29 protein-coding genes and 1 pseudogene are annotated in these 26,206 nt (G+C 66.9%); 14 read left to right on the forward strand and 16 right to left on the reverse strand.

The features are described from left to right. Positions 1–27: 27 nt before the first annotated feature. Entirely contained in the window at positions 28–918 is an 891-nt protein-coding gene (locus tag NWE53_RS10600) for a LysR family transcriptional regulator (protein WP_061969317.1), read from the forward strand. 569 nt (positions 919–1,487) lie between these two features. Here NWE53_RS10600 and NWE53_RS10605 read toward each other — a convergent pair. From NWE53_RS10605 to NWE53_RS10635, 7 genes are all read right to left on the reverse strand, one after another. Continuing rightward, complete coding sequence (locus NWE53_RS10605; RefSeq protein WP_265054266.1) at positions 1,488–2,039, reverse strand: NADPH-dependent FMN reductase; 552 nt, start codon at positions 2,037–2,039, stop codon at positions 1,488–1,490. A 130-nt stretch (positions 2,040–2,169) separates the two neighbouring features. After that, a complete protein-coding gene (locus NWE53_RS10610) occupies positions 2,170–2,745 on the reverse strand; it encodes a methylated-DNA--[protein]-cysteine S-methyltransferase (protein ID WP_265054874.1) in 576 nt (191 codons plus the stop codon). A gap of 90 nt (positions 2,746–2,835) precedes the next feature. Beyond that, entirely contained in the window at positions 2,836–3,792 is a 957-nt protein-coding gene (gene msrP / locus NWE53_RS10615; protein WP_265054267.1) for a protein-methionine-sulfoxide reductase catalytic subunit MsrP, read from the reverse strand. A 177-nt stretch (positions 3,793–3,969) separates the two neighbouring features. Then, positions 3,970–5,079: a 3-isopropylmalate dehydrogenase gene (gene leuB / locus NWE53_RS10620; protein ID WP_265054268.1), complete on the reverse strand. Its 1,110-nt coding sequence runs from the start codon at positions 5,077–5,079 to the stop codon at positions 3,970–3,972. 164 nt (positions 5,080–5,243) lie between these two features. Further along, entirely contained in the window at positions 5,244–5,576 is a 333-nt protein-coding gene (locus NWE53_RS10625) for a DUF1236 domain-containing protein (RefSeq protein WP_265054269.1), read from the reverse strand. 128 nt (positions 5,577–5,704) lie between these two features. Then, positions 5,705–6,088, reverse strand: coding sequence for a RidA family protein (locus tag NWE53_RS10630; RefSeq protein WP_265054270.1), 384 nt, complete (start codon positions 6,086–6,088; stop codon positions 5,705–5,707). 394 nt (positions 6,089–6,482) lie between these two features. Continuing rightward, positions 6,483–7,667, reverse strand: a complete 1,185-nt coding sequence (locus tag NWE53_RS10635) for a lytic murein transglycosylase (protein ID WP_265054271.1) — start codon at positions 7,665–7,667, stop codon at positions 6,483–6,485. A gap of 135 nt (positions 7,668–7,802) precedes the next feature. Between NWE53_RS10635 and NWE53_RS10640 the strand changes: the two genes are divergently transcribed. From NWE53_RS10640 to NWE53_RS10650, 3 genes are all read left to right on the forward strand, one after another. Continuing rightward, positions 7,803–8,063, forward strand: coding sequence for a SemiSWEET family sugar transporter (locus NWE53_RS10640; protein ID WP_265054272.1), 261 nt, complete (start codon positions 7,803–7,805; stop codon positions 8,061–8,063). A gap of 75 nt (positions 8,064–8,138) precedes the next feature. Continuing rightward, the gene (locus tag NWE53_RS10645; protein ID WP_265054273.1) at positions 8,139–8,495 is read left to right on the forward strand and encodes a DMT family protein; all 357 of its coding nucleotides are present in this window, start codon (positions 8,139–8,141) and stop codon (positions 8,493–8,495) included. 54 nt (positions 8,496–8,549) lie between these two features. Continuing rightward, entirely contained in the window at positions 8,550–8,852 is a 303-nt protein-coding gene (locus NWE53_RS10650; protein WP_265054274.1) for a hypothetical protein, read from the forward strand. 168 nt (positions 8,853–9,020) lie between these two features. On the opposite strand, the gene NWE53_RS10655 is transcribed toward NWE53_RS10650, so the two are convergent. Then, positions 9,021–10,154, reverse strand: a complete 1,134-nt coding sequence (locus tag NWE53_RS10655) for a PQQ-dependent sugar dehydrogenase (RefSeq protein ID WP_265054275.1) — start codon at positions 10,152–10,154, stop codon at positions 9,021–9,023. Between the two features lie 173 nt (positions 10,155–10,327). Beyond that, complete coding sequence (locus tag NWE53_RS10660) at positions 10,328–11,302, reverse strand: Bug family tripartite tricarboxylate transporter substrate binding protein (protein ID WP_265054276.1); 975 nt, start codon at positions 11,300–11,302, stop codon at positions 10,328–10,330. Positions 11,303–11,441: 139 nt separating this feature from the next. On the opposite strand from NWE53_RS10660, the gene NWE53_RS10665 reads away from it, so the two are divergent. Continuing rightward, positions 11,442–12,251: a crotonase/enoyl-CoA hydratase family protein gene (locus NWE53_RS10665; protein ID WP_265054277.1), complete on the forward strand. Its 810-nt coding sequence runs from the start codon at positions 11,442–11,444 to the stop codon at positions 12,249–12,251. A 4-nt stretch (positions 12,252–12,255) separates the two neighbouring features. Here NWE53_RS10665 and NWE53_RS10670 read toward each other — a convergent pair whose 3' ends face one another. Then, positions 12,256–12,735 carry a YaiI/YqxD family protein gene (locus NWE53_RS10670; protein WP_265054278.1) on the reverse strand — a complete coding sequence of 160 codons (480 nt, stop codon included), beginning with the start codon at positions 12,733–12,735 and terminating at the stop codon, positions 12,256–12,258. 161 nt (positions 12,736–12,896) lie between these two features. Between NWE53_RS10670 and NWE53_RS10675 the strand changes: the two genes are divergently transcribed. Further along, positions 12,897–14,099, forward strand: coding sequence for a pyridoxal phosphate-dependent aminotransferase (locus NWE53_RS10675; protein ID WP_265054279.1), 1,203 nt, complete (start codon positions 12,897–12,899; stop codon positions 14,097–14,099). A gap of 52 nt (positions 14,100–14,151) precedes the next feature. Further along, on the forward strand, positions 14,152–14,523 hold the full coding sequence (locus NWE53_RS10680; protein ID WP_265054280.1) for a rhodanese-like domain-containing protein: 372 nt from the start codon (positions 14,152–14,154) through the stop codon (positions 14,521–14,523). Between the two features lie 77 nt (positions 14,524–14,600). Here the strand turns inward: NWE53_RS10680 and trmD are convergent, their stop codons facing one another. The 5 genes from trmD to ffh form a co-directional block, all read right to left on the reverse strand. Further along, positions 14,601–15,320, reverse strand: coding sequence for a tRNA (guanosine(37)-N1)-methyltransferase TrmD (trmD, locus tag NWE53_RS10685; RefSeq protein ID WP_265054281.1), 720 nt, complete (start codon positions 15,318–15,320; stop codon positions 14,601–14,603). Between the two features lie 159 nt (positions 15,321–15,479). Continuing rightward, positions 15,480–16,154 (reverse strand): HAD family hydrolase, encoded by a 675-nt coding sequence (locus tag NWE53_RS10690; protein WP_265054282.1) that lies wholly within the window; start codon positions 16,152–16,154, stop codon positions 15,480–15,482. Continuing rightward, entirely contained in the window at positions 16,138–16,680 is a 543-nt protein-coding gene (gene rimM / locus NWE53_RS10695; RefSeq protein ID WP_265054283.1) for a ribosome maturation factor RimM, read from the reverse strand. Before rimM ends, NWE53_RS10690 begins: the two co-directional genes overlap by 17 nt. Positions 16,681–16,811: 131 nt before the next feature. Then, on the reverse strand, positions 16,812–17,180 hold the full coding sequence (rpsP, locus tag NWE53_RS10700; RefSeq protein WP_265054284.1) for a 30S ribosomal protein S16: 369 nt from the start codon (positions 17,178–17,180) through the stop codon (positions 16,812–16,814). 49 nt (positions 17,181–17,229) lie between these two features. Beyond that, positions 17,230–18,801 (reverse strand): signal recognition particle protein, encoded by a 1,572-nt coding sequence (ffh, locus tag NWE53_RS10705; protein ID WP_265054285.1) that lies wholly within the window; start codon positions 18,799–18,801, stop codon positions 17,230–17,232. Positions 18,802–19,242: 441 nt separating this feature from the next. On the opposite strand from ffh, the gene NWE53_RS10710 reads away from it, so the two are divergent. From NWE53_RS10710 to NWE53_RS10730, 5 genes and pseudogenes are all read left to right on the forward strand, one after another. After that, the gene (locus tag NWE53_RS10710; RefSeq protein WP_265054286.1) at positions 19,243–19,800 is read left to right on the forward strand and encodes a CAP domain-containing protein; all 558 of its coding nucleotides are present in this window, start codon (positions 19,243–19,245) and stop codon (positions 19,798–19,800) included. 162 nt (positions 19,801–19,962) lie between these two features. Further along, positions 19,963–20,304, forward strand: coding sequence for a hypothetical protein (locus NWE53_RS10715; protein ID WP_265054287.1), 342 nt, complete (start codon positions 19,963–19,965; stop codon positions 20,302–20,304). Positions 20,305–20,430: 126 nt separating this feature from the next. Further along, positions 20,431–21,057, forward strand: coding sequence for a LysE family translocator (locus NWE53_RS10720; RefSeq protein ID WP_265054288.1), 627 nt, complete (start codon positions 20,431–20,433; stop codon positions 21,055–21,057). A gap of 19 nt (positions 21,058–21,076) precedes the next feature. Continuing rightward, a pseudogene (locus tag NWE53_RS10725) lies at positions 21,077–21,683 on the forward strand (class I SAM-dependent methyltransferase). Positions 21,684–21,716: 33 nt separating this feature from the next. Further along, positions 21,717–22,775, forward strand: a complete 1,059-nt coding sequence (locus NWE53_RS10730; RefSeq protein ID WP_265054875.1) for an MBL fold metallo-hydrolase — start codon at positions 21,717–21,719, stop codon at positions 22,773–22,775. Between the two features lie 173 nt (positions 22,776–22,948). Here NWE53_RS10730 and NWE53_RS10735 read toward each other — a convergent pair whose 3' ends face one another. After that, positions 22,949–23,554 carry a GyrI-like domain-containing protein gene (locus tag NWE53_RS10735; protein ID WP_265054289.1) on the reverse strand — a complete coding sequence of 202 codons (606 nt, stop codon included), beginning with the start codon at positions 23,552–23,554 and terminating at the stop codon, positions 22,949–22,951. A 446-nt stretch (positions 23,555–24,000) separates the two neighbouring features. Between NWE53_RS10735 and dapF the strand changes: the two genes are divergently transcribed. Together dapF and mtaB are read left to right on the forward strand one after the other, a co-directional pair. Beyond that, on the forward strand, positions 24,001–24,885 hold the full coding sequence (gene dapF, locus NWE53_RS10740; protein WP_265054290.1) for a diaminopimelate epimerase: 885 nt from the start codon (positions 24,001–24,003) through the stop codon (positions 24,883–24,885). After that, entirely contained in the window at positions 24,885–26,156 is a 1,272-nt protein-coding gene (gene mtaB, locus NWE53_RS10745) for a tRNA (N(6)-L-threonylcarbamoyladenosine(37)-C(2))-methylthiotransferase MtaB (protein WP_265054291.1), read from the forward strand. The genes dapF and mtaB overlap by 1 nt, the downstream gene beginning before the upstream one ends. Positions 26,157–26,206 lie beyond the last annotated feature (50 nt).

Genomic DNA, 26,206 nt, shown 5'->3' on the forward strand with positions numbered 1-26,206 from the left:
CATAAAACGCATAACGGGGGAAGCGCGGTGGATTGGGACCGCATTAGAATATTTTATACGGTCGCGGAGTCAGGCAGCTTTACGAAAGCTGGCGATGTTCTCGGCTTGAGTCAATCAGCCGTCAGCCGGCAGATCGGTGCGCTCGAGCGTGAGCTGCGCGCGCCCCTGTTCCACCGGCATACGCGCGGTCTGATCCTCACCGAACAGGGCGAACTGCTCTGGCGGGCGGCCCGCGAGATGACCCAGCGGCTGGAGCGCACGCGCTCGCAGCTCTCGGAGACGCGCGAGCATCCCTCCGGCGAGCTCAAGGTCACCGCCACGCGCGGCCTGGGCGGCCATTGGCTGACGCCTCGCCTTGCCGAGTTCCTGGATCTCTACCCCGACATCAGGGTCGAGCTCATCCTGACCGATGAGGAACTCGACCTGTCGATGCGCGAGGCCGACATCGCGATCCGCCTGCGCCAGCCGCAGCAGCCGGACCTGATCCAGCGCAAGCTCTTCACGGTGCACTTCCACGTCTACGCCTCGCCGGCCTATGTGAAGCGCTTCGGCGAGCCGAAGAGCTACGACGATCTCGACAACCACCGCATCCTGTCCTTCGGCGGCACCTCGCCCTCCTATCTGACGGCGGTGCACTGGCTCGGCACGATGGGGCGCGACCAGCGCAACCCGCGGCCGATCCATCTGACGGTCAACAACATCACCGCGATGAAGCGCGCGGTGGATTCGGGCGCCGGCATCGCCGTGCTGCCGGACTACCTGATCGAGACTGGCTCGCCGCTCGTGCAGCTCATGCGCGAAACCGAGATGCCGCAGCTCGAGAGCTATCTGGTCTATCCGGAAGAGATGAAGTCTGTGGCCCGCGTCCAGGTCTTCCGCGACTTCCTGATCCAGAAGGCCCAGCGCTGGACCTACTGACAAGTCGGACCACTCGAATACATGAATCGGGCGCCTCAGGGCGCCCGATTGCTTTTTGGCTGTTTTGTGACCACTGGCGCACTTCGCATGCGCCAAATTCGAACAGCACCGTCCGAAATCGCTTTTTAACCGCGGGAATTCGACTGCGAGAGGGCCTTAGCAGCCTCTCCGTGCCGGCCGCATCCTGCAATGAACGCATATTTCTCAATCATTTAGGCTCAAATTCGCGCCATCTGCCCTTAGTTCATGCAGCCAGCGCATGGCGGACCCAAGCTATGTTGCATTGCAAAACGGCAAGTCATGCTCGATATTGTACTCACGGTTGTTCGGAACGGGCTCCGCAATCTCCTCCCGGCGTTGAGTTCGTTTCAGCCGTTCCCCTCTGAGATGTTTGGCGTTTCGCCAGATGTTTCAAACTTTCAAGGCCGGCTCCCCTCGGGGACGCCGGCCCTTTTTTTGTCCATTCCAGTATTCCTGATCGACCGCGGCGCTGCGCCTCGGAGGCCCGACAAAAGAAAAGGCACCGCCCATAAGCGGTGCCTTCCGATTGCGTGCGGCGGTCTCGTCGCTCAGGCGGCGAGCTTGCCGGCGATTTTGGCGAAACCGTCGAGGAAGCCCTGCAGGAAGCTGCGCGTCCCCTCGTTGGTGATCTCGTGGTTGGAGTCGATCAGCTCTTCCTTGAAGGTGATGAAGACCTGCCCGCCGACCACGACGCCGGCGAGGTTGGTCATGATCATCCGCAGTTCGTTCTGGGCGACGGCGGTGCCGACGGCGCCGCCGCTCGTGCCGGTCACCGCCACGGTCTTGCCGGCCCAGGAATTCTTGCCATAGGGGCGCGAGGCCCAATCGATCGCATTCTTGAGCGCGGCCGGGATCGAACGGTTGTGCTCGGGGGTGACGATCAGGATGGCGTCAGCTGCCTCGATCTCTCGCTTCAGCCGCAGCGTCGGCTCGGGGCGGTCGGCTTCCAGGTCCTGGTTGAACAGGGGAAGATCGTCGATCCGCACGAAGGAGGGTTCGAAGGCATCCGCTCCCAGCTTGGCCAGAGCCTCCGCCAGCTTGCGGTTGATCGACTCGCGGCGCGTGCTGCCGACGACGATGGCGAGCTTCAACTTGGCCATGGTATTCCTCGTTACTGGGCGGAAAGTGCCGCGACAGTAGAGGCCTCGGCGATCCCGGAGCAAGCCGGTCGCCTGCAAGGGCACCATTGCAGCAATTCAAGCGCGAAGGCCGAGTTTCCACCCAGCCGCATTACTGCCGCGGCGGCCGGGCAGCGAGCGGCAGCGCGTCGAACAGGCTGGGCTCGGCGGTGGTGCGCGCCTTCTCGATCGTCAGAATCCTGAGCTTGGTTTCGACGCCGCCATCGGCCGAGAAACCGCCCGTCTTGCCGCCGGCCGCGAGAACGCGGTGGCAGGGCACGATGATCGGCCACGGGTTCTGGCCGAGCGCCACGCCGACGGCCCGCGCCGCGCCGGGATCGCCGATGCGAGCCGCGACCTCGCCATAGGTCAGCGTCTCGCCAGGCGGGATGGCGAGCGCGACCTCATAGACCTTGCGGTTGAAATCCGAGACCGCCTCGATCGCGATCGGAAGGTGCGAGAGATCGCGCGCCTCGCCGGTCAGCAAAGCCCGGATCGATGCCACGGCATCGGCGACGAAGCTCTCCGCCCCGGCCTCCTCGGCCTCGGGAAAGCGCCGCGCCAGCCGCCGACGCGCCGCCACCTCGTCGCCTTCCGGCAGTTGCGCCCCGATGAACCGCTCGCCTTCCCAGGCCAGCGCGCAGGTGCCGATCGCCGTCTCGAAGAGATGGAAATGCTGGGTGGCGATGGTCGCTCTCCCGGTCCGCTGCGTGGACGGAACTGATCTAGCATGCCGGATAGCGGCCAGGGCACCCGAAAGCTGGCAGCAGAGGCCGGCTCACATGAAGAGCTTCTCGCCCTCCAGCCCCTTGTAGAGCCCTGCGACCTGCTCGCCATAGCCGTTATAGATCAGAGTCGGCCGCCGGTCGCGCGAGCCCAGCACTTGCTCGCTCGCCTGGCTCCAGCGCGGATGCGGCACCGCCGGGTTCACATTGGCCCAGAAGCCGTATTCCGAGGCCTGAAGCCCCTCCCAGAAGGTCTTCGGCCGCTCCGCCACGAAGCTGATCTTGCGGATCGATTTCACCGATTTGAAGCCGTATTTCCACGGCGTGATCAATCGGATCGGCGCACCGTGCTGCGTCGGCAGCGGCTTGCCGTAGATGCCCGTCACCAGCAGCGGCAGCTCGTTCGTCGCCTCCGCGATGGTCAGCCCCTCGGTATAGGGCCAGGGATACCAGCGCTGGCCCTGGCCGGGCGCCACGCGGGGGTTCAGGAAGGTCTCGAAGCGGATATACTTCGCTGAAGAGAGCGGCTTGGCGAGCGCGACAAAGGATTTGAGCGGGATTCCGGTCCAGGGCACGGCCATCGCCCAGGCCTCGACGCAGCGGAAGCGGTAGAGCCGCTCTTCCAGCGGCAGCTTGCGCACGAGATCGTCGAAGCCGATCTCGAAGGGCTTCTCGACCATGCCATCGACCTGGATCGACCAGGGACGCGTCGCGAGCCGCCGCGAGGCGTCCACGATGTCCTTCGACATACCGAATTCGTAGAAGTTGTTGTAGTTCGCGGCGTCCCCCTCAGCCGTCAGCGCCACATCGATCTTGTAGGCCTCGTTGCGCTTGGCCGGATAGAGATCGAGCGTCGGATCGGGCGTCTGCGCCATCGCGCTTCCCGGCAGCGCAGCCCCCACGATCAGCCCCGCCCCTGCGCCAATCAACTGGCGGCGGTTGAGGAAGGCGCCCTCCGGCGTGGCCTGGCTTTCCGGCATTTCCCAGCCGGCACGGCGCTTGATCAGCATGACGGACATACTCCGTTTCGATGGCCGCTGTTAGGCCACGAAAGCGGGGTCACGGCAATTCACGAGGGGGAGAGGTTTCCCCAGCCGGTCATGGTCGGGCTTGACCCGACCATGTCTGGAAGAATTTGGCTGGTTTACGAGATGGTCGGGTCAAGCCCGACCATGACGCAGATATTCTCAGCCCCGCGCTTCCAGCGCCTTGATGATCGCCTGGCCCATCTCGCTGGTCGAGACGGCGTTGGCGCCCGGTGCGGCGATGTCCTTGGTGCGGGTGCCCGAGCCGAGCACGTCGGCGATCGCGCCTTCGAGCCGGTCGGCTGCCTCGCCGGCGCCGAACGAATAGCGCAGCGCCATGGCAAAGGAGCCGATCATCGCGATCGGGTTGGCAAGGCCCTTGCCGGCGATGTCCGGCGCAGAGCCATGGACGGGCTCGTAAAGCGCCTTGCGCTTGCCGGTGGCCGGGTCTTCCGCGCCCAGCGAAGCCGACGGCAGCATGCCGAGCGAGCCGGTCAGCATCGCCGCGACGTCGGAGAGGATATCGCCGAAGAGGTTGTCGCAGACGATGACGTCATACTGCTTCGGCCAGCGCACGAGCTGCATGGCGCAATTGTCGGCGAGCACATGCTCGAGCTCGACATCCGCATATTCGGCGGCATGGAGCGCGGTGACCGTCTGCTTCCAGAGCACGCCGGTCTTCATAACGTTGTGCTTCTCGGCCGAGGAGACCTTGTTGCGGCGGGTGCGCGCCAGTTCGAAGGCGACGCGGCAAATGCGCTCGATTTCCGGGGTCGTGTAGATCTGGGTGTCGACGCCGCGCTTGGAGCCGTCCTCCAGCGTGACAATCTCCTTCGGCTCGCCGAAATAAACGCCGCCGGTGAGCTCGCGCACGATCAGGATGTCCAGGCCTTCGACGACCTCGGGCTTGAGCGACGAGGCCGAGGCTAGCGCCGGGTAGCAGATCGCCGGGCGCAGATTGGCGAACAGGCCGAGATCCTTGCGCAGGCGCAGCAGCCCGGCTTCCGGCCGGTGCTGGTAGGGCACATCGGCCCATTTCGGCCCGCCGACGGCGCCGAAGAGCACGGCGTCGGCATCCTGCGCCAGCTTCATGTCGCCTTCCGAGATCGCGGCCTTGTGCGCGTCATAGGCCGCGCCGCCAACGAGACCCTTCTCGATCTCGAAAGAGCCGAGGCCCTGCTTGCCGAACCAGGACACGATCTGTTCGACCTGGCCCATCACCTCGGGGCCGATGCCGTCGCCGGGGAGCAGCAGGAGCTTGTGGGTTGCCATGATCGTGAAGCCTCGTGTCCAGGTCGTTTCCTGCGCAGGCTGATAGGCGGCGGGGCGCCGCCATGCAAGCCGAAGCCCCGCAGAGCCGCCACGCAAAAAGCCCGCCCCTGTCGGGGCGGGCCTTCTTGACCGTCAGGCCGCGAGTGCCGCTCGCGACGCGGCGGTCACTCGATGATCTGGATGACGCGGCGGGTGCTGGGCTCGACCAGCACGGCGCGGTCGTTCACCACGGTATAGCGGTAGTTGCTGACGCCGTATTCGGCCGGCACCTCGCGATAGACCACGCCCTGCTGCGGCAGCACCGTGCCGACTGCGAGCGGCTGGGCGTAGGTGAAGGAGGTCGGGCGCTGCGTGATGACGTATTCCTTGAAGCGCGGCGCAAGCTCGCTGCGCATCGACGGCGCTTCCGGCAGGCCGTTGGGCTGGCCCTGGCCCTGCGCCATGACGGCGGCGGGCAGCAAGACGAGGCCGGCGGCGAAAACGATATTCCTGAGCATCTGGATGTCCTTCATCTGCGACGAAGCCGAAGGTCGCCCTTTGCTATCCCTATGCTCGAAGAACGGCCCGGCCGGCATGAGGTTCCGCAGAAAATGCGAAAGCCGGGGATGCCCGCCCGAGGAGGCGCTCAGCTCCGCAGCCGCGCCGTCACCTCGATCTCGACCTTCATTTCCCGCTTGAGCAGCCCGGCGATGACATAGATTCCGGCGGCCGGCCGGATTTCGCCGAAGACCTCGCCGCAGACGCCGAGCACCGGCTCGCAATAGCTGCGGTCGGTGACGAAATACTGGGCCCGGACGATCTGCGACAGCGACGAGCCGGCCTCATCCAGCACCGCCCCGATCGTGCGGAAGATGTTGCGGGTCTGCTCGGCCGGATCATCCGGCATCGCCATGGTGACGTAGTCATAGCCGGTCGTGCCGGAAACGAAGACCAGGTCGCCGTCGATCACGGCCCGCGAGTAGCCGAAGGAGCGCTCGAAGGGCGAACCGGTGGAAATGAGGCGGCGCATGGCCAATTCTCCAAGAACCAAAGCGGGTCATCCCGGACGACCGAAGGAAGACCCGGGATCCATGCCTGAAGATTCCCCGAAAGGCTCAGGCATGGATCCCGGATCGGCGCCGCTGACGCGGCTTGTCCGGATGACCAGCCATTCATGCAGCATGGCCGCGGACGCCACCCGTTTTCTGGAAAGCTGCGCCTGGAACCTGCTGATTTTGACATGGAACCACGCCGTCATTCCGGGGGGCCGTAGGCCCGAGCCCGGAACCCAGAACCGACACCCTCTGCCGGAAGGGCGGCTGGGCTCCGTTTCCTTGCCGACACGCCGCATCGGTTCTGGGTTCCGGGCTCATTGCTTCGCAATGCCCCGGAATGACGGCGGAGTTCCAGATCCATCAATGCGTCTAGACCCGCCCGCCCTTCAGCGCGCGCAGCACCTTCTCTCCGGGCCGGCCGGTCTGCGGCATGCCGATCTTTCCCTCGATCTCCTTGATCGCGGCCCGCGTCAGCGCGCCCACCGCGCCATCGGGCTCGCCGACATTGTAGCCGCGCGCGATCAGCAGGCGCTGCAGCTCGCGCCGCTGCTCGCGCGACAGCGGCAGATCGTCGGTCGGCCAGTCGCCCTGCACGCCCGGCCGGCCGCGCAGCCGGTCGGACAGGAGGGAGATGGCGAGAGCATACGAGTCCGCGCCGTTGTAGCTGTAGGCGGCGTCGTAGTTCTTGAAGACGAGGAAGGCCGGTCCGTTGCGGCCGGCCGGCATCAGCAGGCCGGCATTGCCGGTGCCGTTCAGCGCCGAGCCGTCGTATTTCACGATGCCACGCGCTGCCCAGGTCGAGACGGGATGCTTCGGGTTGCGCCCGGTCGGCCCGGAATAGCCGTCCGGCACGCGCACCTCGTAGCCCCAGGTCGCGCCGGTGACCCAGCCGGCCTTGGCCATGAAGTTCGCGGTCGAATGCAGCGCGTCGGGAATGGAATCGACGAGATCGCGCCGGCCGTCGCCATCGCCATCGACCGCGAGGCGCAGATAGGTCGAGGGGATGAACTGGGTGTGGCCGAAAGCGCCGGCCCAGGAGCCGAACAGCCGCTCGGGCCTGACATCGCCGCGCTGGATGATCTGCAGCGTCGCGATCAGCTCGCCCTTGAAGAAGGCGTTGCGGCGCGGCGCCAGGCAGGCGCCGGTCGAGAGCGCCTGCACGAGCGGCATCTTCCCGCGCGCCTTGCCGAAATCGCTCTCGACGCCCCAGACGGCGGCGATGGTGTGGCGGTCGACGCCGAAGCGCTGCTCGGCCGCCGCCAGCGTCGAGGCGTGCTGGCGCATCATCGAGCGCCCTTCCGCGACCTTCTCGTCATCGACCAGCGTGCCGAGATAGTCCCAGATCGGCGTCTTGAACTCCGGCTGGTTGTTCATCGCCTCGATGACCTTCATGTCCGGCTCGACGCCGGCCATGGCCCGATCGAAGGTCGCGCTCGATACGCCCTTGGCCGCAGCCGCCGAACGCAGGCCGGCGAGGCAGGATTGGAAGTCCGCTTGAGCCGGGGCGGCGGAAGCAAGCAGGACGAGTGGCAAGGCCAATGTGATTGCGCGCATGGGTCTCCACCGAATCGCATGAATGACGCGAAGCTAGGCCGCTGTGGTTAATGGAGGTTAACGATCGAGAGTGGCGGCACGAAGAAGCGAATTCGGCTATGGGAAAACCACCATCCCTCCCGCGATTCGCCCGCCATGTCGCCAGCCGCCATCGAGCTCCTCGGCTTCGCCGCAGCCACGCTGACCAGCCTGTGCTGGCTGCCGCAGGCCTGGCGCACCATCCGCACCCGCGACACCCGCGCGATCTCGCTGTGGACGCAAGGGCTTTTTGCCGCAGGCACCGCGCTCTGGCTGAGCTACGGCATCCAGATCCTGTCCTGGCCGGTCATCGCCGCCAACGCCCTCACCCTTCTCCTCGTTCTCGTCATCATCTCGATGAAGCTTCGCTTCGGCTGAACGCCGGAACCGTTGCGCCGAACGCCCGTTGTCAGCCGTCGCCCAAACAAGCCGTCGCGAAGAGAGCCCCCCGGCATGCCCTCCCTGACCACCGCCCATATCCTGCCGATCGCGATGCTGTTCGGCTCCAACATCTTCATGACCTTCGCCTGGTACGGGCACCTCAGCTACAAGAGCACCGCGATCTGGCTCGCCATCCTCGCGAGCTGGATGATCGCACTGCCGGAATACATGCTGGCCGTGCCGGCCAATCGCGTCGGCTCGGCCGTCTATTCCGCCGCCGAGCTCAAGACGATGCAGGAAGTCATCACGCTCACGGTTTTCGCCGGCTTCTCGGTGTTCTGGCTCAAGGAGTCCTTGACCTGGAGCCATGCCGTCGGCTTCGCCCTGATCGCGGCCGGCGCCTTCTTCATCTTCCACGCCAAGGCCTGAGGACGCGACCTCCGGCCGATATCTCCAACGACAAACCGACCAGGAATACCTGCCTTGAACAAGACGGCACTGATCCTCTGCGGCCTCCTGCTCGCCCCGGCGGCGGCGATGGCCGGCCCGACCTGCAGCCCGAGCAGCGAGCGCGCGCGCATCCTCTCCGCCGCCTCGCCGAACGCGATCCACCGCAACTGGCAGGGCGGCAAGCATCTCGGCTATGGCTGGTCGCTGCAGGTCGAGCGCAGCACGCATGACGCGGCTGGCACCGAATACTATGTCGGCGACCTCTACGATCCGGACGGCCAGCTCGCGACGCGGAAGGTATTCGCCGTCGAGAGCGAGTGGGATTGCGGGCCGTAAGACGCCCCCGCAGAGCGTCATTCTCGGGCGAAGCCCTCGGGTCCGTTCTTCGATCGGCCCAAGGATAAACTCCGCGGAGACCTGAGAATCTCCGGCAATATGAGGCTGGAGGAGCCTCTTTCGGCGAGAGATGCTTGGGTCAAGCCTGAGCATGACGCGCCTTCATGCTCACCTGGCCGGTCGCACCCTCAGGATCTTGCCGTTGGCATCGTCGCTGAGCAGGTAGAGGAAGCCGTCCGGCCCCTGCCTGACATCGCGGATGCGCTCGCCGATCGTGGTCAGCAGGCGCTCTTCGCCGGTCACCTTTTCGCCCTCGGTGGAGAGCCTGACCAGCATCTGGCCGGCGAGCGCGCCGACGAAGAGCGAGTTCTTCCAGGCCGGCCAGACAGGACCGGTGTAGAAAGCGGCGCCTGACGGCGCGATCGACGGGTCCCAATAGAACAGCGGCTGCTCCATGCCGGGCTTCGCCGTGCCCTCGCCGATCTTCGTCCCGGAATAATCGATGCCGAAGGTGATGACCGGCCAGCCATAGTTCAGCCCGGCCTTCGGCGTGTTGACCTCGTCGCCGCCGCGCGCGCCATGCTCTGCCGTCCAGAGCTGGCCGCTCTCCGGATGCAGTGCCGCCCCCTGCACGTTGCGGTGACCGATCGACCAGATTTCCGGCGCCCAGCCCTGCTTCTTGGGATTATCGGCCGGCGCGCCACCCTCCGGCCTGATGCGGATGACCTTGCCGAGATGGTTGGCGGGGTTCTGCGCCTGGTCGCGCTCGCTGTAACGGTCACCCACGGTGACGAAGAGCGCGCCCGTCCGGTCGAAGACGAGGCGGGAGCCGAAATGCATGTTCGAGCTGATCGTCGGCATCTGCCGGAAGATCACCTCGACGCCGGTCAGGGCGGTGCCCTGCTCGTTCAGCTTCCCCCGCCCGACGCTCGTGCCGTTGCCGCCCGAGCGCGGCTCGGCGAAGGAGAAGTAGACGAAGCGGTTCCGTGCGAAGGCGGGATCGAGCGTCACGTCGAGGAGCCCACCCTGCCCGCGCGCCATCACGCTCGGCACGCCCGTGACTGGCCGCGACAGCTTGCCGTCGGTCTCCACGATCCTGAGCCGGCCCGGCCGCTCGGTGACGAGCATGCGCCCGTCCGGCAGGAAGGCGAGACCCCAGGGGTTTTCCAGCCCGCTGGCGACGGTCTCGACGACGAGTTCGCCTGCGCTCGACGGAAAGCGCTGCTGGGCTATGGCGGATTGCGACAGGAACGCCCCGAGCGTCCCCGTCGCAAACGTCAGTCCCGCAAACACAAACCGCATCGTCGTCTCCCATCCATCGTCCGGCCCTGCCAGAGATAGAGGTCAACGTCGCGGATCACCAAGCCGTTGCGACGAGCTCACGACGAAGTGAGGCGTTTACGGCGACGAAAGGGCACCTTCGTTCCGGGCGCGCCACTGAGACGGCCTGCCCGGAACGGCGGGGGAGATACCGCTTATTCCGGCTTCACGCCGGCGTCGGCGATGATCTGCTTCCAGGTCGCGATTTCCTGGATGTGGTAGGGCTTGAACGCGGCGGGATCGCGCACCTTGAGCGTGAAGCCGAGCTTCAGGATGGCATCGCGGGTCGCCGGCTTGTTCAGCGAGGCGATGACGGCCTTGGACAGCGTGTCGAGCACGTCATCCGGCGTCTTTACGGGAGCGAAGAAAGCCGCCCAGGAATCGGCATCGGCATTGCTGACGCCCTGCTCGCGCAGCGTCGGAATATTCTTGGCGCTCGGGTTGCGCTCCGGGCTTGCGATGGCGAGCGCCCTCAGCGTGCCGGCATTGATCTGCTCCAGCACGCTCGGCAGCGTCGAATTGGCAATGTCGATGCGGCCGGCGATGATCTCCTGCACCAGCGGCGCGGCGCCCCTGAACGGCACATGCGTCATCTTGATGCCGGTGCGCTGCATGAACAGCTCCATCGCCAGATGCGAGCCGGAGCCGACACCGGTCGAGCCGTAGTTGAGCTTGCCCGGATCGGCCTTGGCGAGCGCGATCAGCTCCGGGATGGTCTTGGCCGGCAGGTCGTTGCGGACGACGAAGGCGTGCTCGAAGGCGCCGACGCCGGCGAGCGGCGCGAAATCCTTGACCGCGTCGTAGCCGGGCTCCTTCAGCAGGAACATGTTGTTGCCATGCGTCTGGTTGTTGCCGAAGACGATCGTGTAGCCGTCGGGGGCAGCATGAGCGACGGCACGCGTGCCGACCGCACCCGAGGCACCGGCCCGGTTGTCGACGACGACGTTGTGCCCGAACGCGACCGTGAGGTCTTGCGCCACGAAGCGCGCGATGGCGTCGGTCGGCCCGCCCGCCGGATAGGGCACGACCAGGGTGATGACCTTGCTGGGGAAGCTCTGGGCCCGGGCCACAGACGGAGCGAGGACGGCGCCGGCCATCAGGCCGAGCGTGGAACGGCGGGTCAACGACATGAACTTCCTCCCGGACGCCCGCCTGTATGGCGGTGCTGATTTCGCGGCAGATTTACGGGCAAAGGCGACATGCGTCCAGCGCCAGATATGCGCCGGCTAAAGCAGGGTAGCCTGCGCCATGAACAGAGGAGGACAGCCGATGACGGTACGCATCGAGAGGCAGGGCAAGGTCGCGACGGTCGTCCACAGCCGGCCGGAAGCGCGCAACGCCATGGACCCCGAGAGCGCCGAGGCGCTGACACGCGCCTTCCTCGAACTCGACGGCGATGAGGAGACCGCCGCGATCGTGTTCTGGGGCGAAGGCGGCGCCTTCTGCGCCGGCTGGGACCTGAAATACGCCCAGGCCTTCACCGATGCCGAGCGTTTCGAACGCGAGATCGTCGAGAGCCTCGCCTTTCCGCCCGCCGGTGCGGAGCCGCGCGGCCCGATGGGCCCCTCGCGATTGGAGATGAGCAAGCCGCTGATTGCCGCGGTCGAAGGCCCTGCCGTGGCCGGCGGCATGGAGTTGGCGCTGTGGTGCGACGTCCGCGTGATGGCGGAGGACGCCTATTTCGGCGTCTATTGCCGACGCTGGGGCATTCCGCTGATCGATGGCGGCACGGTCCGCCTGCCGCGCCTCGTCGGCCAGGGCAGCGCGCTCGAGATCATCATGACCGGCCGGAAGGTCGAAGCCGACGAAGCCCTGCGCATCGGCCTGTGCGAGAAGGTCGCGCCAAAGGGGCAGGCACGCGCCGTCGCGGAGGCGATGGCACAGGAGATCGCGCGCTTCCCGCAGGGCGCCGTCCGCGCCGACCGCGCCAGCGCCATCGCCGGACATGGCCTGAGCGTCAGGACCGCGCTCGAACAGGAATGGAAACAAGGCGTCCACACCATCGCGACGGAAGGCGCGGCCGGTGCCGGCCGTTTCGCCGCCGGCAAGGGACGCGGCGGCGATTTCTCGGAAATCTGACGCGTCAGGGCGCGAGCCCGGCCCGCTTCAAGCGCTGGATCGCGAGGTCGAGCGCCTGCAGGAAGGCTGAGCGATCCTTCGGCGAGAACGGCTTCGGCCCGCCGCTGGCCGCGCCCATCGCCCGCAGGTCCTCCATCATGTCCCGCGTCGCCAACGCCATGCCGATCGAGGCCTCTGTGAACGGTTTGCCGGTCGACCCGATGACGTCGGCGCCAGCCTTGATGCAGCGATCGGCCAGCGGGATGTCGGCCGTCACGACGATCGACCCGCGTCCGACGCGCTCGGCGATCCAGTCATCGGCCGCATCGAAGCCGCCAGAGACCGTCACGCGTTCGATCCATGGCTCGCGGGGCACGTTGATGAAGCTGTTGGCGACGACGAAGACCTTAACCCGGTGGCGCTCGGCGACGCGGTAGATCTCCGGCTTCACCGGGCAGGCATCGGCATCGACATAGATCGCGATGGTTGCGGCTGTGCTCGTCATTCCCCGGCCTTCGCATGCTCGGGCTGCGGGATCAAACGGCGGAAATTCATGACGCTTCTGCAAAACATCAAGCAGTTGCGCTTGCGATCATGGCCGGCAGGTCATAGACCACGCGCGCGCCTGCTGCGGCGCATCCTTTCCGCTCCCCGGAGATCAGTCCCATGGCCTTTCTTGCCGATGCCCTGAAGCGCGTGAAGCCCTCAGCGACCATCACGATCACGCAGAAGGCCCGCGACCTGAAAGCCCAGGGCAAGGACGTGATCTCGCTCTCCGTCGGCGAGCCCGATTTCGACACGCCGGACAATATCAAGGAAGCGGCCATCGCCGCGATCCGGCGCGGCGAGACCAAGTACACCCCGGTCTCCGGCATCCCGCAGCTGCGCGAGGCCGTCGCCCGCAAATTCAAGCGCGAGAACGGCCTCGACTACAAGGCGAGCCAGACCATCGTCTCGACCGGCGGCAAGCACGTCATCTACAACGCGCTGCTCGCCACGCTGAACCCCGGCGACGAGGTGATCTGCGTCTCGCCCTACTGGGTCAGCTATCCCGAGATGGTCGCGCTCTGCGGCGGCACGGCGACCTTCGCCGAGACCTATCTCAAGAACGACTTCAAGCTGCAGCCGGAAGACCTCGAGAAGGCGATCACCCCCAAGACCAAGTGGGTGATCCTGAACTCGCCGTCGAACCCCTCGGGCGCCGCCTACAGCCACGCCGAGATGAAGAAGCTCACGGATGTGCTGATGCGCCATCCCCATGTCTGGATCCTGACCGACGACATGTACGAGCACCTCGTCTATGGCGACTTCCAGTTCGTCACGCCGGCGCAGATCGAGCCCGCCCTCTACGAGCGCACGCTGACCATGAACGGCGTCTCGAAGTCCTATGCGATGACCGGCTGGCGTATCGGCTACGCCGCTGGCCCGCAGCAGCTCATCAACGCCATGGACCTGGTCCAGGGCCAGCAGACCTCGGGCACCTCGGCGATCTCGCAATGGGCCGCGGTCGAAGCTCTCGACGGCACGCAGGATCACATCCCGGTCTTCAGGAAGGCGTTCGAGCGCCGCCGCGACCTCGTCGTTTCCATGCTGAACCAGACCCGCGGCCTGAAGTGCCCGGTGCCGGAAGGCGCCTTCTACGTCTATCCCGACTGCTCGGAGCTGATCGGCAGGAAGCTGCCGAGCGGCAAGGTGATCGAGACCGATGAGGATCTCGTGATGGGCCTGCTGGAGACGGAAGCCGTCGCGGCCGTGCACGGCTCCTCCTTCGGTCTCGGCCCGAACTTCCGCATCTCCTACGCCACCTCGGACGAGAAGCTGGAAGAGGCCTGCCGCCGCATCCAGCGTTTCTGCGCCGAGCTGCGCTGAGACGATGGCGACCGGCGCCGCAACGCGCCGAATCTTTCTGGCCGGGAGCCTCGTGCTCCCGGCCTCTTTCGTTTTCGGGCAGAGCGCGAACACCCTCTCCCCGCGCGAAGCGTTTGAAGCCGCTCAGGCAAAGCGAATCCTGCTGATCGATATCCGCAGCGCGGAGGAATGGGCCGATACCGGCCTGCCGCAGGGCGCCCTAGCGTTCGATGCCGATGCGCCGGCCTTCGAGGTCCGCCTCGCCGGGCTTCGCCTCGACAATCCCGGCAAGCGCATCGCGCTGATCGACCGCACCGGCGCGCAGGCCGTGGCCGTCGCGCAGAAGCTGGCCGGACGCGGCTGGCGCGATCTCGCGGCGGTGCGGGGCGGCGTGCTTGGGCCGGGTGGGTGGCTGGCCGAGAAGCTGCCACTGACGCCGCCGTAGAATCCTTCTCCCTTCGGGGAGAAGGTGTCTGCGAAGCAGACGGATGAGGGCCGTCATCGCCGGCCTTGCCTCATCCGTCAGCGCTTCGCGCTGCCACCTTCTCCCCCGCGGGGAGAAGGATTCAACAGGTCCGGCCTTCTCTCCCGCGTGATCGTCTCCGCCTGCTGGCGTCGCCATTTCGCGATGCGGGCATGGTCGCCGGAGAGCAGCGCCTCCGGCAGGCCCCTGCCTTCCCATTCGCGCGGGCGGGTGTAGTGCGGATATTCGAGCAGGCCGTTCTCGAAGCTCTCGTCCTCGCCCGAGGCTTCCTTGCCCATCACGCCGGGAATGAGGCGCACGCAGGCATCGAGCAGCGTCAGCGCCGCCATCTCGCCACCGGAGAGGATGTAGTCGCCGATCGAGACCTCGATCAGGTTGCGCCCCTCGATGACGCGCTCGTCGACGCCCTCGAAGCGCCCGCAGATGATGACGAGGCCGGGGCCATCAGCCCATTCGCGCACTTGGCGCTGCTGAAGCGGCCGCCCGCGCGGAGACATCAGCAGGCGCGGGCGTTCATCCTCGGCCGGCACGGCGGCATCGATCGCCGCCGCCAGCACGTCGCAGCGCAGCACCATGCCGGCGCCGCCGCCGGCCGGGTTGTCGTCGACATTGCGATGGCGGCCGATGCCGTGCTCGCGAATCTGGTGCGCATCGAGCGCCCACAAGCCCTTGCGCAGCCCCTCGCCCGCCAGCGAGATGCCCAGCGGGCCCGGAAACATCTCCGGGTAGAGCGTCAGGATCGAGGCATGGAAGGGCATGGCTTAGTCCAGTCCAGCGTTTGAAAAACCGCCGTCATCCCGTGCGAAGCGAAGCGCAAACGCGGGATCCATGCCTGAGCGTAATCGAAAAGAGTTCAGGCATGGTTCCCGGATTGGCGCGGCTGCGCCGCTTGTCCGGGACGACACACCGATTGGAAGCTAACTGAAGCGCAGTGCCGGCAACCCGTCCAGCGCCGTGAAATCGCGAACCGAGGCGATCAGGTTGCCATAGGCCGCGAAGCCGCCGGCATCGAGCATCGTGAGCAAGGCGATGGCGCGCATGCCGGCGCGATGCGCGGCCTCGACACCCAGCGGCGCATCCTCGAAGACGATGCAGTCGGCGGGCTGAACCTTCATGCGCTCGGCCGCGGCCAGGAACATGTCCGGATGCGGCTTGCCGCGGAAACCCTGGCTCGGCGAGACGATGGTGGCGAAGCGCTGGCGCAGGCCGAGCGTGTCGAGCACCACCTCGATATTCGCTGGCGGCGCGGCGGTCGCCACCGCCATCGGGATGCCGGCCGCTTCGGCGCGCGCGATCAGGTCGAGGAAGCCGGCGTTTGCGGCGACATGCGGCAGGTAGGCCTCCCGATAGAGCGCCTCCTTGGAATCGCTCATCGCGTCCAGCTCGGCGACGGCCGCCTGCGGGAAATAGGAGGAGATGATCTCGTTGCCGGCCATGCCGGCAGTGCGCGCGGCAAAAGTGTTGCGGTCGAATGGCAGGCTGTTGCTGACGTGCCAGCTTTCCCAGGCATCGTCATGGAAGCGCATGTTGTCGACGATGGTGCCGTCCATGTCGAAGATCAGCGCGCGGGCCGGCTTATCGCTTGGCATCATCTGGTTGACCGTCGTCGGGTTCGAACAATCCAGCCGGCGGCTCGGCCTCGATCCGCCTTGCGGCGATGTCGATGCGCGGCACGACAGCTTTGGTGAAGGGTATCAGCACCGAGCGCCCGTCCGGCGTCTCGACATCGAGCAGGTCGCCCGCGCCGTAATTCTCGACCGTCGTGACGGTTCCGAGCGTCGCCCCATCGGGGCCGATGACGGTGCAACCGATCAGATCGGCATGCAGGAACTCATCCTCATCCTCGCTCGCGGCCAGCTTGTCGCGCGCGACGAGCAGCTCGACGCCGTTCAGCGCTTCCGCCTGCTCGCGGGTCGTCACGCCCTTGAGCCGGGCGACGACCACCTCCTTGGCGGGGCGGACGTCATCGATCTCGTAGGTTCGGCCCTTGCGGTCGACCAGCGGGCCGTAACCGGCGATCGCGAGCGGATCGCCGGTGAAGGTCTTGATCCTGACCTCGCCGCGCACGCCATGCGGCGCGCCGACGATACCGAGCAGGATGAGTTGATTGTCAGACATGGCTCGTCATTCCGGCCAAGCCGCAAAGCGGCGCAGCGCCGGAATCCATCGAAGGGCGGTGACGCTCTACGATGGATTCCGGGTCTCCCTTCGGTCGCCCGGAATGACGGAGCCCCGTCTTCAAGACAAGCTCACGCCTCGGCGGAGGCTTCGGCGGCCGGGGCAGCAGCCTTCTCGGCCTTCTTCTCGGCGCGCTCCTTGGCCTTCTCGCCCGGAACGGCCTTGTTCGGGTTGTTGCGGGCCGGGCGCTTGGCGATGCCGGCGGCATCGAGGAAGCGCAGCACGCGGTCGGTCGGCTGGGCGCCCTTGGCGAGCCAGGACTGGACCTTCTCGAGGTCGAGAACGACGCGCTCGGCCGAATCCTTCGGCTTCATCGGATCATAGGAGCCGATCTTCTCGATGAAGCGGCCATCGCGCGGCGAGCGGGCGTCGGCGACGACGATGCGATAGTAGGGGCGCTTCTTGGCGCCGCCGCGGGTCAGGCGAATCTTGAGGGACATTGTCTTCTTCCTTTGGTTTGAAGTTTGAAGTCGTGTTGAATGGTGAAGGCTACTTCTTCTTGCCGAACGGTCCGCCCAGCCCGGGCAGCCCGCCGCCGCCGAGGCCCGGCAGCTTCGGCATCATGCCGGCCGGGGGCGTGATGCCCTTCGGAAGCCCTGGGAAACCGCCAGGGGGCATCGAGGGCAAGCCACCGCCCGCGCCGAGCTGCTTCTGCAGTTCGGCGAGCTGGGCAGGATCCATCTTCGACGGGTCGGGCATGCCGGCGGGAAGACCGCCGCCGAGCCCAAACATGCTGCCGAGCTTGCCGAGCATGCCGCCCTTCTGCTTGCTCATCATTTTCATGGCGTCGGCCATGCCGCGATGCATCTTGAGCAGCTTGTTGATGCTCTCGGCCGAGGTGCCGGAACCGGCCGCGATGCGCTTCTTGCGGCTGTTCTTGAGCAGGTCGGGGTTCTTGCGCTCGGCCGGCGTCATCGAATCGATCGCGGCGATCATGCGCTTGAACATCTTGTCGCCGACGCCCGCGCTGGCGAGCTGAGACTGGGCCTGCTTCATGCCGGGCAGCATGCCCATCACGCCGCCGATGCCACCCATCTTCTCCATCTGCTGAAGCTGCGCGCGCATGTCGGAGAGGTCGAACTGGCCCTTCGCCATGCGCTGCGCAGTCGCCTGCGCCTGCTCGGCATCGATCGTCTCGGCCGCGCGCTCGACGAGGCTGACGATATCGCCCATGCCGAGGATGCGGTTCGCGACGCGCGAGGGATGGAAATCCTCGAGCTCGCCGACCTTCTCGCCGGTGCCGACCAGCTTGATCGGCTTGCCGGTGACGGCGCGCATCGAGAGCGCCGCGCCACCGCGCGAATCGCCGTCCATGCGGGTCAGCACGATGCCGGTGAGGCCAACGCGGGCATCGAAGGCGCGCGCGGTGTTGACCGCATCCTGGCCGGTCAGCGCATCGGCGACCAGCAGCACCTCGTGCGGGTTCGTCGCGGCCTTCACCTCGGCGACCTCGGCCATCAGCGTGTCGTCGAGCGTGACGCGGCCGGCGGTGTCGAGCATGACGACGTCGTAGCCGCCCAGCCGCGCCGCCTCGATGGCGCGCTTCGCGATCTGCACGGCCGACTGGCCGGCGACGATCGGCAGCGTCTGCACGCCGACCTGGGTGCCGAGCACCGCGAGCTGTTCCATGGCGGCCGGGCGTCGCGTATCGAGCGACGCCATCAGCACCTTCTTCTTGTTCCGCTCCGTCAGCCGCTTGGCGATCTTCGCGGTCGAGGTCGTCTTGCCGGAGCCCTGCAGACCCACCATCAGGATCGGCACCGGCGGCACGGCGTCGAAGCCGATGCCCTCGCCCTCCCCGCCGAGCGTGTCGATCAGGACGTCGTTGACGATCTTGATGACCTGCTGGCCGGGCGTGATCGACTTCAGAACCTCGGCGCCGACGGCCCGCTCGCGCACCTTGTCGGTGAAGCTGCGGACGACCTCGAGCGCGACGTCGGCCTCCAGCAGCGCACGGCGAACCTCGCGCAGCGCGGCGTTGACATCCTCCTCGGTCAGCGCACCCCGGCGGGTCAGCCCCGAGAGGATGCCTGAGAGTCTGTCGCTGAGCGTGCCGAACATGCGGACCTGCCTGCTTGCCTCAAGAAGCCTTCACGGCCGAGCCTCATCGCCAAACGGTTTCGCGCCCGAGGGCGCAGACGCGCTGTCGGGCGTTGACCTCCGGGCTCATGGAAGCGCTAGGCGCGGCCCGGTCGGCGGATGTGGTTTCGGCGATGTCGGCGAAACGAATGCGGTCTTAAAGCCGAAGACCATGGCGAAAGTCAAGTTTTGGGGGAATGCGTGCCGGCTGGCCGCACCCCCTGGTTGCAATTTCATGCGCGCTGCCGCATTCCTGTGCCCAGTCCTGCGTCTTCCAGACCGGGCCGATCGCCGGGGGATTCTAGTCCGCAAGGCCTTCTGCCGGGTTATCGACGGCGCGCGGTGCGGCTGAGGTCTTTCGGCCCCAGAAAGGCCCATATCGGGCGGCATCGCTCGCCTCCCTGTTCGCAACGATGCTGGTCCATGAAACGCTCCTCCGTCCTCGCTCTCCTGGCCCTGTCCTGTCTGCTCGCGGCCTGTGCCGGCGGTCCGCGCCAAGACGGTCCGCCGAATCCCAGGACAGTCGAGAAGATCGCCGCCGTCTCGCTCGATCCGGCATCGGCGGGGCGCATCCTCAACGCCTATCGCGCCAGCAACGGCCTCGGCCCGGTCAAGCCCGATCCGCGCCTGATGGCGATGGCGCAGCGCCAGGCCGATGCGATGGCCGCGCAAAATGCGCTCTCGCATGATGCCGGCGGCAGCTTCGGCGCGCGCGTGCAGGCTGCGGGCATCGACAGCGCCCGGGCGGCCGAGAATCTCGGCGGCGGCTACTTCTCGACCGAGGAAGCCTTCGCCGGTTGGCGCCAGTCCTCTGGCCACAACGCCAATCTCCTGATGAAGGAGGCGACCCGTTACGGTATCGCCCTCGCCAAGGATCCGCGCACGAGCTACGGGGCCTGGTGGGTGCTGGTGGTCGCCGCCGACCCCGAGCGGCGCGTCACGCTCGACACCGGGCCGCTCGTACCCGTCCAAAGGCGTTGACGAGCGAAATTCCGAGATGACAGGCCGTGGCCCTTGCGGCTAGCAATGACGTCCTTTTCAAAGAGGATACATACTGCAATGGCCAAATTGTCTGGAATAGCATTCGCTCTAGCTGCCCCGTTGCTGATCGCAGGCGTGACTGTGGGTCAGGCACAGCCTTGCGTGACGAATTTCAACTCTGCCGGCGTGCCGATGGTCTCGCAGATTACCTACAAGACCTGGGATCTCTTCAAGAAGCCGCCGGCCGCTGTGCTGCCCGCGATCGCCAGGGCGATCCAGGCCGATGGCGACTTCATGGACATCCGCACCGACAAGGCCAGCGGCACGATCTCCGCGATACAGGAGGTGACCGGCTCCGGCCGTCCGCAGCTCCTGAAAGTGACCACGCGCAAGCAGCCGACCGGCACGCGCGTCGACATCGCCTTCACCGTGCAACCCGGCCAGATGTCGCCGGAAGGAGCTGTCCGGACAGCCCTCTGCGACTTCCTCGACAGCGCGCGCTGAGCCATCGCGAGCCCGAGAACACGGGGCTCGCCGAAAACGCCGGGCACCGATTTCCAATCCTGGGGCCCGGCTCTTTACAAGAGACCGCATTTGGTGATGGCTCTGGTTTTTACGGAGCCTCCCATCATGACCTTCGAAGCCTGGGCCGCCTTCGCCGCCGCCACCGCCGTCCTCCTGGTCATTCCCGGACCGACGATCCTCCTCGTTATCTCCTATGCGCTCGGCCAGGGCTGGCGCACCGCCTTCCCGATCGCCGTGGGCGTCGCGCTCGGCGATTTCACGGCGATGACGCTCTCCATGCTCGGCATCGGCGCCTTGCTCGCCACCTCCGCCATGGTCTTCACCGCGCTGAAATGGATCGGCGCTGCCTATCTCATCTGGCTGGGCATCAAGCTGTTCCGGGCCGGCGGCACGCTCGACGCCAAGCCGCGAGAGGATGCCGCCCCCGCCTGGAAGATGCTCGGCCATGCCTGGCTGGTGACGGCGCTCAACCCCAAGAGCATCACCTTCTTCGTGGCCTTCCTGCCGCAGTTCCTCGACACGAAGGGCGATTTCTGGACGCAGATGCTGATCTTCGAGGCGACCTTCATCGGCCTCGCCTTCGCCAATGCCATGGGCTACGCGCTGGTCGCCTCCCGCGCCCGCGCCGTCGTCAGCGATCCCCGCGCGATCGGGCTCTTCAACAAGGCCGGCGGCACGCTGCTGATCGGCGCCGGCGTCGCGACGGTGGCGATCCGCTCCGGCAGCAACTGAACGAACGGCCTCCGCGACCATGACGGCGAAAGACCTGTCGACGCTCGGCTTCTACGCCGCCGAGGCGGAAGCCTACGCCGCGCGCAAGCGCGAGCCGGAGCACCGACGGATCGATCTTTTCGCCAGGACGCTACGCCCCGGCGCCCGCATCCTCGAGCTCGGCTGCGGCGGCGGCCAGGACAGCGAGGCGATGCTGGCGCGGCTTCGACCTGTTTCCGACCGATGGTTCGCCGGAGCTGGCACAACAGGCCGAGCAGCGGCTCGGCCGCCCGGTCGGTGTGCTGCTTTTCGAGCAGTTGGACGAGGTCGAGGCCTATGACGGCATCTGGGCGCATGCCTGCCTTCTGCATGCGCCGCGCCCGGCCCTGCCCGGCATCATAGACCGCATCCATGACGCCTTGCGGCCGGGCGGAATCCTCTATGCCAGCTTCAAGGCGGGAGAGGCAGAGGGGCGGGACGGTCTCGGGCGCTATTTCAACTATCTCTCGACCGACGAGTTGCAGCTGGCCTTCGGCGAGAAGCCTCGCTGGCAATCTCTGCGGATCGAGGAAGACATGGGTTCGGGCTATGACGGCATGGCCGCGCGCTGGCTTCACGCCTTGGCGATCAAATCGCAGGAGGCTTGACGCTGCGTCGCGGCGTCCTACTTCTCCTTGGCCATGAACCGTCGCAAGCTTCTCTCATTCCTCGGCCTGGGTGCCCTGCTGGCCTCGACCGGCGCGGCCTGGGCGGCGATCTCCCGCTCCCGCAATCCTTATTATCAAGGCCCCGTCAGCGACCATTTCGACGGTGTCCTCTTCAGCGACGGGCGCACCGTCAGCAAGGGTCTGCTCGACGTGCTGCGCTGGCAGACCGGCAAGCGCGAGCGCGAGGCCTTCCCGCTAGCCTATGGCACCCCACCGCAGGACAAGCCGCCGGCCCGCGTCGACGGCGCCCGCATCGTCCATCTCGGCCACGCCTCGTTCCTCTATCAGGTCGGTGGCCTCAACCTGCTGATCGACCCGGTCTATTCCGAGCGCGCCAGCCCCTTCTCCTTCATCGGGCCGAAGCGGGTGAATGCGCCCGGCGTCGCCTTCGACGACCTGCCGGCGATCGACGCCGTCCTCATCACCCACAACCACTACGACCATCTCGATATCGAGACGCTGGCACGCCTCCACCAGCGCGATCGGCCGCGCCTGATCATGCCGCTCGGTAACGACTCGATCGTCAGGGCCCGCATCCCGGATGCACGCACCGAGGCGCATGACTGGAACGAGCGGCTGCAGCTCTCCGATACCGTCGCGGTCACGCTGGTGCCGAGCTACCACTGGTCGGCGCGCGGCGCCTTCGACCGGCGTATGGCGTTGTGGTGCTCCTACATTATCGAAGCTGCGGGCACGAAGATCTTCCACATCGGCGATACCGGCTATCACGACGGTTCGCTCTATGAGCGGCTTGGCCGCGAGCACGGGCCGTTCCGCCTCGCCGTGCTGCCGATCGGGGCCTACGAGCCGCGCTGGTTCATGTCCGACAACCACATGAACCCGGACGAGGCCGTGAAGGTGATGCTGGCGCTCCGCGCCGAGCAGGCGATCGGCCATCACTGGGGGACGTTCCAGCTCACCGACGAAGGCGTAGAGCGCCCGCCCGCGGCGCTGAAGGCCGCGCTGGCTGAGGCCGGGCTGCCGGAAGAACGCTTCAGGCCGATGCGGCCGGGGCTGAGCTGGATAGGGTAGGCGCCGCGCCGTCATTCCGGGGCATCGCGCAGCGATGAGCCCGGAACCCGGAAACGATGCGCTTTCCGCAACAGTCCTCGATCGCAAGGGCCCTTCCGATGGGCGGCTTCGGTTCTGGGTTCCGGGCTCACGCCTTCGGCGCGCCCCGGAATGACGCGCCGGAAACTCAGCCCCTATTTCGGCTGCACGTAGACGTTGATTTCGAGGTTCGGATCGCCGGGATCGTTGAGCTCGCTGACATATTCCTCGAGGAAGGAATCCTTCACGACAATGCTCTTCGCTTCGAGATAGGCGGTGATCGTCTCGTAGGTCGAGTCGATGTCGTCATAGGGCGCCTGATGCAGGAAGCGGAACGCGCGGCCTGCCGGTGACGTCCCCATCCTGAAATCGGGGCTGAGCGAGGGCGCCTGTCCACCGGCGGGAATTGCGACCGGCAGCATCGCATCGAAGCGGAAGCCGTCATCGGTCGTCTCGACGAAGAGCGTGAGCGGGCGCCCGGCGACCGCCAACCCACTTCTCTGGGCCTCGGCGCGCAGGGCCTTGAAGCTGTCCGCCAGCTTCTGGAACCCCTGGTCCCAGGTCGCCTGGCCCGACATCGTCAGGACAGGCTTGGGCGCGAGAGTCACCCCGGCGACATCGCTGCTGTCGGAGCCCTTGCCCGCCAACGTCGCATTGGGATCGGGCACACCGGTCTGCTGCTGCGACGGAGCCGGCGGAAGCGGCTGGCCCGGCGCAGGCAGGGTCGGCGGCGGCTGCACCGGCTGCGGCTCTAGCGGCATGGATGGTGCCGGCTGGACAGGCTGGGGCGTCACCGGCCCGGGAAGCGAAGGAGCAGGTTGTACCGGCTGCGGACCGGGCTGCGCCTCGGGGACAGCAGTCGGCGGCGTCTGAGCCGGAGCCGAAGGCACTTGTGCAGGCGAAGGAGCCTGCGCGGGGGCAGCGCCGGGCGGCGGCGCGAGCGGCGCTGACTCGACGGGGCTCGGCGGGGCCACGCGCCCCTGCGCCAAAGCCATATTGCTGGATACGCTCGCCATGCCGGCGAACGCCAGAACACAAATCCGGGAATACCGCCGAGAATCACGCATTGTCACGGCCCTGAGTTTCACGCGATTCGCGCCCTTGCAGCGCAGCATAGAATGTCCACCTTCTCGCAGGAACGGGGATGAGGGTGGCTTTTTCACGTCGCCTCGGCCATAGACCCCGTATTCATGGGACGTGTGACCAAATGAACGCTCTGGCTCATCGCCGGTTCCTGAAAATGAACGGGCTCGGCAACCAGATCACGGTGCTCGACCTGCGCGGCACCAGGCATCGCGTCAGCGAGGCCGAGGCCCGCGCCATCGCCTCCGAGCCCCGCGCCCGCTTCGACCAGCTGATGGTGCTGCACGACGCCGTGACGCCCGGCACGGACGCCTTCGTGCGCATCTACAATACGGACGGTTCCGAGGCCGGCGCCTGCGGCAACGGCACGCGCTGCGTCGCCTGGGCGATGATCGCCGATCCCGAGATGGGCGATCCCGCGAAGAGCCGCCTTGCCCTACAGACAAAGGCCGGCCTGCTGCCCACGATCCGCGACGGCGAGACCCTATTCACCGTCGACATGGGCGCGCCGCGCCTGGCCTGGGACGAAATCCCGCTGGCCGAGCCATTTGAGGATACCAGCCGCTTCGAATTGCAGATCGGCCCGATCGACAACCCGATCCTGCACACCCCCTGCGCCGTGAATATGGGCAACCCCCACGCCGTCTTCTTCGTCGAGGACCCCTACGCCTACAATCTCGAGCAGATCGGCCCGCTGCTCGAGAACCACCCCATCTTCCCCGACCGCGCCAATATCGAGCTCGCGGCGGTGAAGGCGCCCGATCACATCGTGCTGCGCGTCTGGGAACGCGGCGCCGGCATCACCCAGGCCTGCGGCTCGGGCGCTTGCGCGGCGCTGGTCGCGGCCGTCCGGCGCGAACTTTCCGCCCGCAAGGCCACGGTCAGCCTGCCGGGCGGCGACCTCACCATCGAATGGCGCGAGAGCGACGGCCATGTGCTCATGACCGGCCCGGTCGAGTTCGAATGGGAAGGCACGCTCGATCCGGCGCTGTTCGCGAGCGCCGCCTGATGCCGCTGGAGGTCGTCACCTTCGGCTGCCGCCTCAACATCGTCGAGAGCGAGGCGCTGAAGCTCCAGGCGGATGCCGCCGGGCTGAAGCACGCCGCCATCGTCAACTCCTGCGCCGTGACCGCCGAGGCGACGCGGCAGGCGCGGCAGGCCGTGCGCCGTCTCAAGCGCGAGCAGCCCGACCGCCCGGTCATCGTCACCGGCTGCGCCGCCCAGATCGAGCCCACACGCTTTGCGGCGATGCCGGAGGCGGATCGGGTTCTCGGCAATGACGAGAAGCTGCGCCCGGAAAGTTGGGCCGCGCTTGTCCGCTCGAACAGCCTCGGGAACGCCGATGCTCCGGCCGAGGACAAGCTCGACGTCGGCGACATCATGGCGCGCACGACGCTGCGGGCGCCGGTGACGGGCCGCTTCGCCGGCCATACGCGCGGCTTCGTCCAGGTCCAGAACGGCTGCGACCACCGCTGCACCTTCTGCGTCATCCCCTTCGGCCGCGGGAATTCGCGCTCGCTGCCGGCGAGCGACGTGATCGCCCAGTGCCGCCGTTTGGTGGAGGCAGGCGCACAGGAGATCGTGCTGACCGGCGTCGACCTCACCAGTTACGGGCGCGACTTGCCGAATGAGCCGACATTGGGCGCGCTCGCTCGGGCGATCCTGAGGGCCCTGCCCGAGCTGCCGCGCCTGCGCCTTTCCTCCATCGATGCCGTCGAGGTCGACGACACATTGCGCGATCTGCTCGCGACCGAAGCGCGGCTGATGCCGCATCTGCATCTATCGCTGCAGGCCGGCGACGATCTCATCCTCAAGCGCATGAAGCGCCGCCACAGCCGCGAAGATGCCGTCCGCTTCTGCGCCGATATCCGCGCCCTGCGCCCCGATATCGTCTTCGGTGCTGACCTCATCGCCGGCTTCCCGACCGAGGACGAGGCGATGTTCGCCCGCTCCGTCGCGCTGGTCGAGGAATGCGGGCTGAGCTTCGTCCATGTCTTCCCTTATTCCGCCCGCCCCGGAACGCCGGCGGCACGCATGCCGCAATTGCCCGGCTCGGTGGTTGCCGAGCGGGCGGCGCGTCTGCGGATGGCGGCGGGCGCCGCGCATGAGCGGCACCTCGCCGAGCGCGTCGGGCGGCCGCTCAGCGTCCTGACCGAGCGCGGCAACACCGGCCGGGCCGAGGATTTCACCCTGGTCCGTTTCGATCGCGACATCGCGGCGGGCGAGATCGTGGCGGTGACCGGCCACGCGGCCGATGGGAAGGCCCTTCTCGCGGCATAGCTTCTTAATTGAAACGCATGTCATCCCGGACGCAGCGAAGCGGAGATCCG

Source organism: Bosea sp. NBC_00550, assembly GCF_026020075.1.
In the GTDB taxonomy this organism is placed as follows: domain Bacteria; phylum Pseudomonadota; class Alphaproteobacteria; order Rhizobiales; family Beijerinckiaceae; genus Allobosea.

Excerpts from the sequence above, each read along its gene's own strand:
- NWE53_RS10605 (WP_265054266.1), bottom strand. The coding sequence starts at position 2,039 with ATGGCCAAGTTGAAGCTCGCCATCGTCGTCGGCAGCACGCGCCGCGAG.
- msrP (WP_265054267.1), bottom strand. The coding sequence starts at position 3,792 with ATGCTGATCAAGCGCCGTGCCGGCTGGGAAATGCCGGAAAGCCAGGCC.
- leuB (WP_265054268.1), bottom strand. The coding sequence starts at position 5,079 with ATGGCAACCCACAAGCTCCTGCTGCTCCCCGGCGACGGCATCGGCCCC.
- NWE53_RS10625 (WP_265054269.1), bottom strand. The coding sequence starts at position 5,576 with ATGCTCAGGAATATCGTTTTCGCCGCCGGCCTCGTCTTGCTGCCCGCC.
- NWE53_RS10630 (WP_265054270.1), bottom strand. The coding sequence starts at position 6,088 with ATGCGCCGCCTCATTTCCACCGGTTCGCCCTTCGAGCGCTCCTTCGGC.
- NWE53_RS10635 (WP_265054271.1), bottom strand. The coding sequence starts at position 7,667 with ATGCGCGCAATCACATTGGCCTTGCCACTCGTCCTGCTTGCTTCCGCC.
- NWE53_RS10640 (WP_265054272.1), top strand. The coding sequence starts at position 7,803 with ATGTCGCCAGCCGCCATCGAGCTCCTCGGCTTCGCCGCAGCCACGCTG.
- NWE53_RS10645 (WP_265054273.1), top strand. The coding sequence starts at position 8,139 with ATGCCCTCCCTGACCACCGCCCATATCCTGCCGATCGCGATGCTGTTC.
- NWE53_RS10655 (WP_265054275.1), bottom strand. The coding sequence starts at position 10,154 with ATGCGGTTTGTGTTTGCGGGACTGACGTTTGCGACGGGGACGCTCGGG.
- NWE53_RS10660 (WP_265054276.1), bottom strand. The coding sequence starts at position 11,302 with ATGTCGTTGACCCGCCGTTCCACGCTCGGCCTGATGGCCGGCGCCGTC.
- NWE53_RS10665 (WP_265054277.1), top strand. The coding sequence starts at position 11,442 with ATGACGGTACGCATCGAGAGGCAGGGCAAGGTCGCGACGGTCGTCCAC.
- NWE53_RS10670 (WP_265054278.1), bottom strand. The coding sequence starts at position 12,735 with ATGACGAGCACAGCCGCAACCATCGCGATCTATGTCGATGCCGATGCC.
- NWE53_RS10675 (WP_265054279.1), top strand. The coding sequence starts at position 12,897 with ATGGCCTTTCTTGCCGATGCCCTGAAGCGCGTGAAGCCCTCAGCGACC.
- trmD (WP_265054281.1), bottom strand. The coding sequence starts at position 15,320 with ATGCCCTTCCATGCCTCGATCCTGACGCTCTACCCGGAGATGTTTCCG.
- NWE53_RS10690 (WP_265054282.1), bottom strand. The coding sequence starts at position 16,154 with ATGATGCCAAGCGATAAGCCGGCCCGCGCGCTGATCTTCGACATGGAC.
- rimM (WP_265054283.1), bottom strand. The coding sequence starts at position 16,680 with ATGTCTGACAATCAACTCATCCTGCTCGGTATCGTCGGCGCGCCGCAT.
- rpsP (WP_265054284.1), bottom strand. The coding sequence starts at position 17,180 with ATGTCCCTCAAGATTCGCCTGACCCGCGGCGGCGCCAAGAAGCGCCCC.
- ffh (WP_265054285.1), bottom strand. The coding sequence starts at position 18,801 with ATGTTCGGCACGCTCAGCGACAGACTCTCAGGCATCCTCTCGGGGCTG.
- NWE53_RS10710 (WP_265054286.1), top strand. The coding sequence starts at position 19,243 with ATGAAACGCTCCTCCGTCCTCGCTCTCCTGGCCCTGTCCTGTCTGCTC.
- NWE53_RS10720 (WP_265054288.1), top strand. The coding sequence starts at position 20,431 with ATGACCTTCGAAGCCTGGGCCGCCTTCGCCGCCGCCACCGCCGTCCTC.
- NWE53_RS10730 (WP_265054875.1), top strand. The coding sequence starts at position 21,717 with ATGAACCGTCGCAAGCTTCTCTCATTCCTCGGCCTGGGTGCCCTGCTG.
- NWE53_RS10735 (WP_265054289.1), bottom strand. The coding sequence starts at position 23,554 with ATGCCGCTAGAGCCGCAGCCGGTGCAGCCGCCGCCGACCCTGCCTGCG.
- dapF (WP_265054290.1), top strand. The coding sequence starts at position 24,001 with ATGAACGCTCTGGCTCATCGCCGGTTCCTGAAAATGAACGGGCTCGGC.
- mtaB (WP_265054291.1), top strand. The coding sequence starts at position 24,885 with ATGCCGCTGGAGGTCGTCACCTTCGGCTGCCGCCTCAACATCGTCGAG.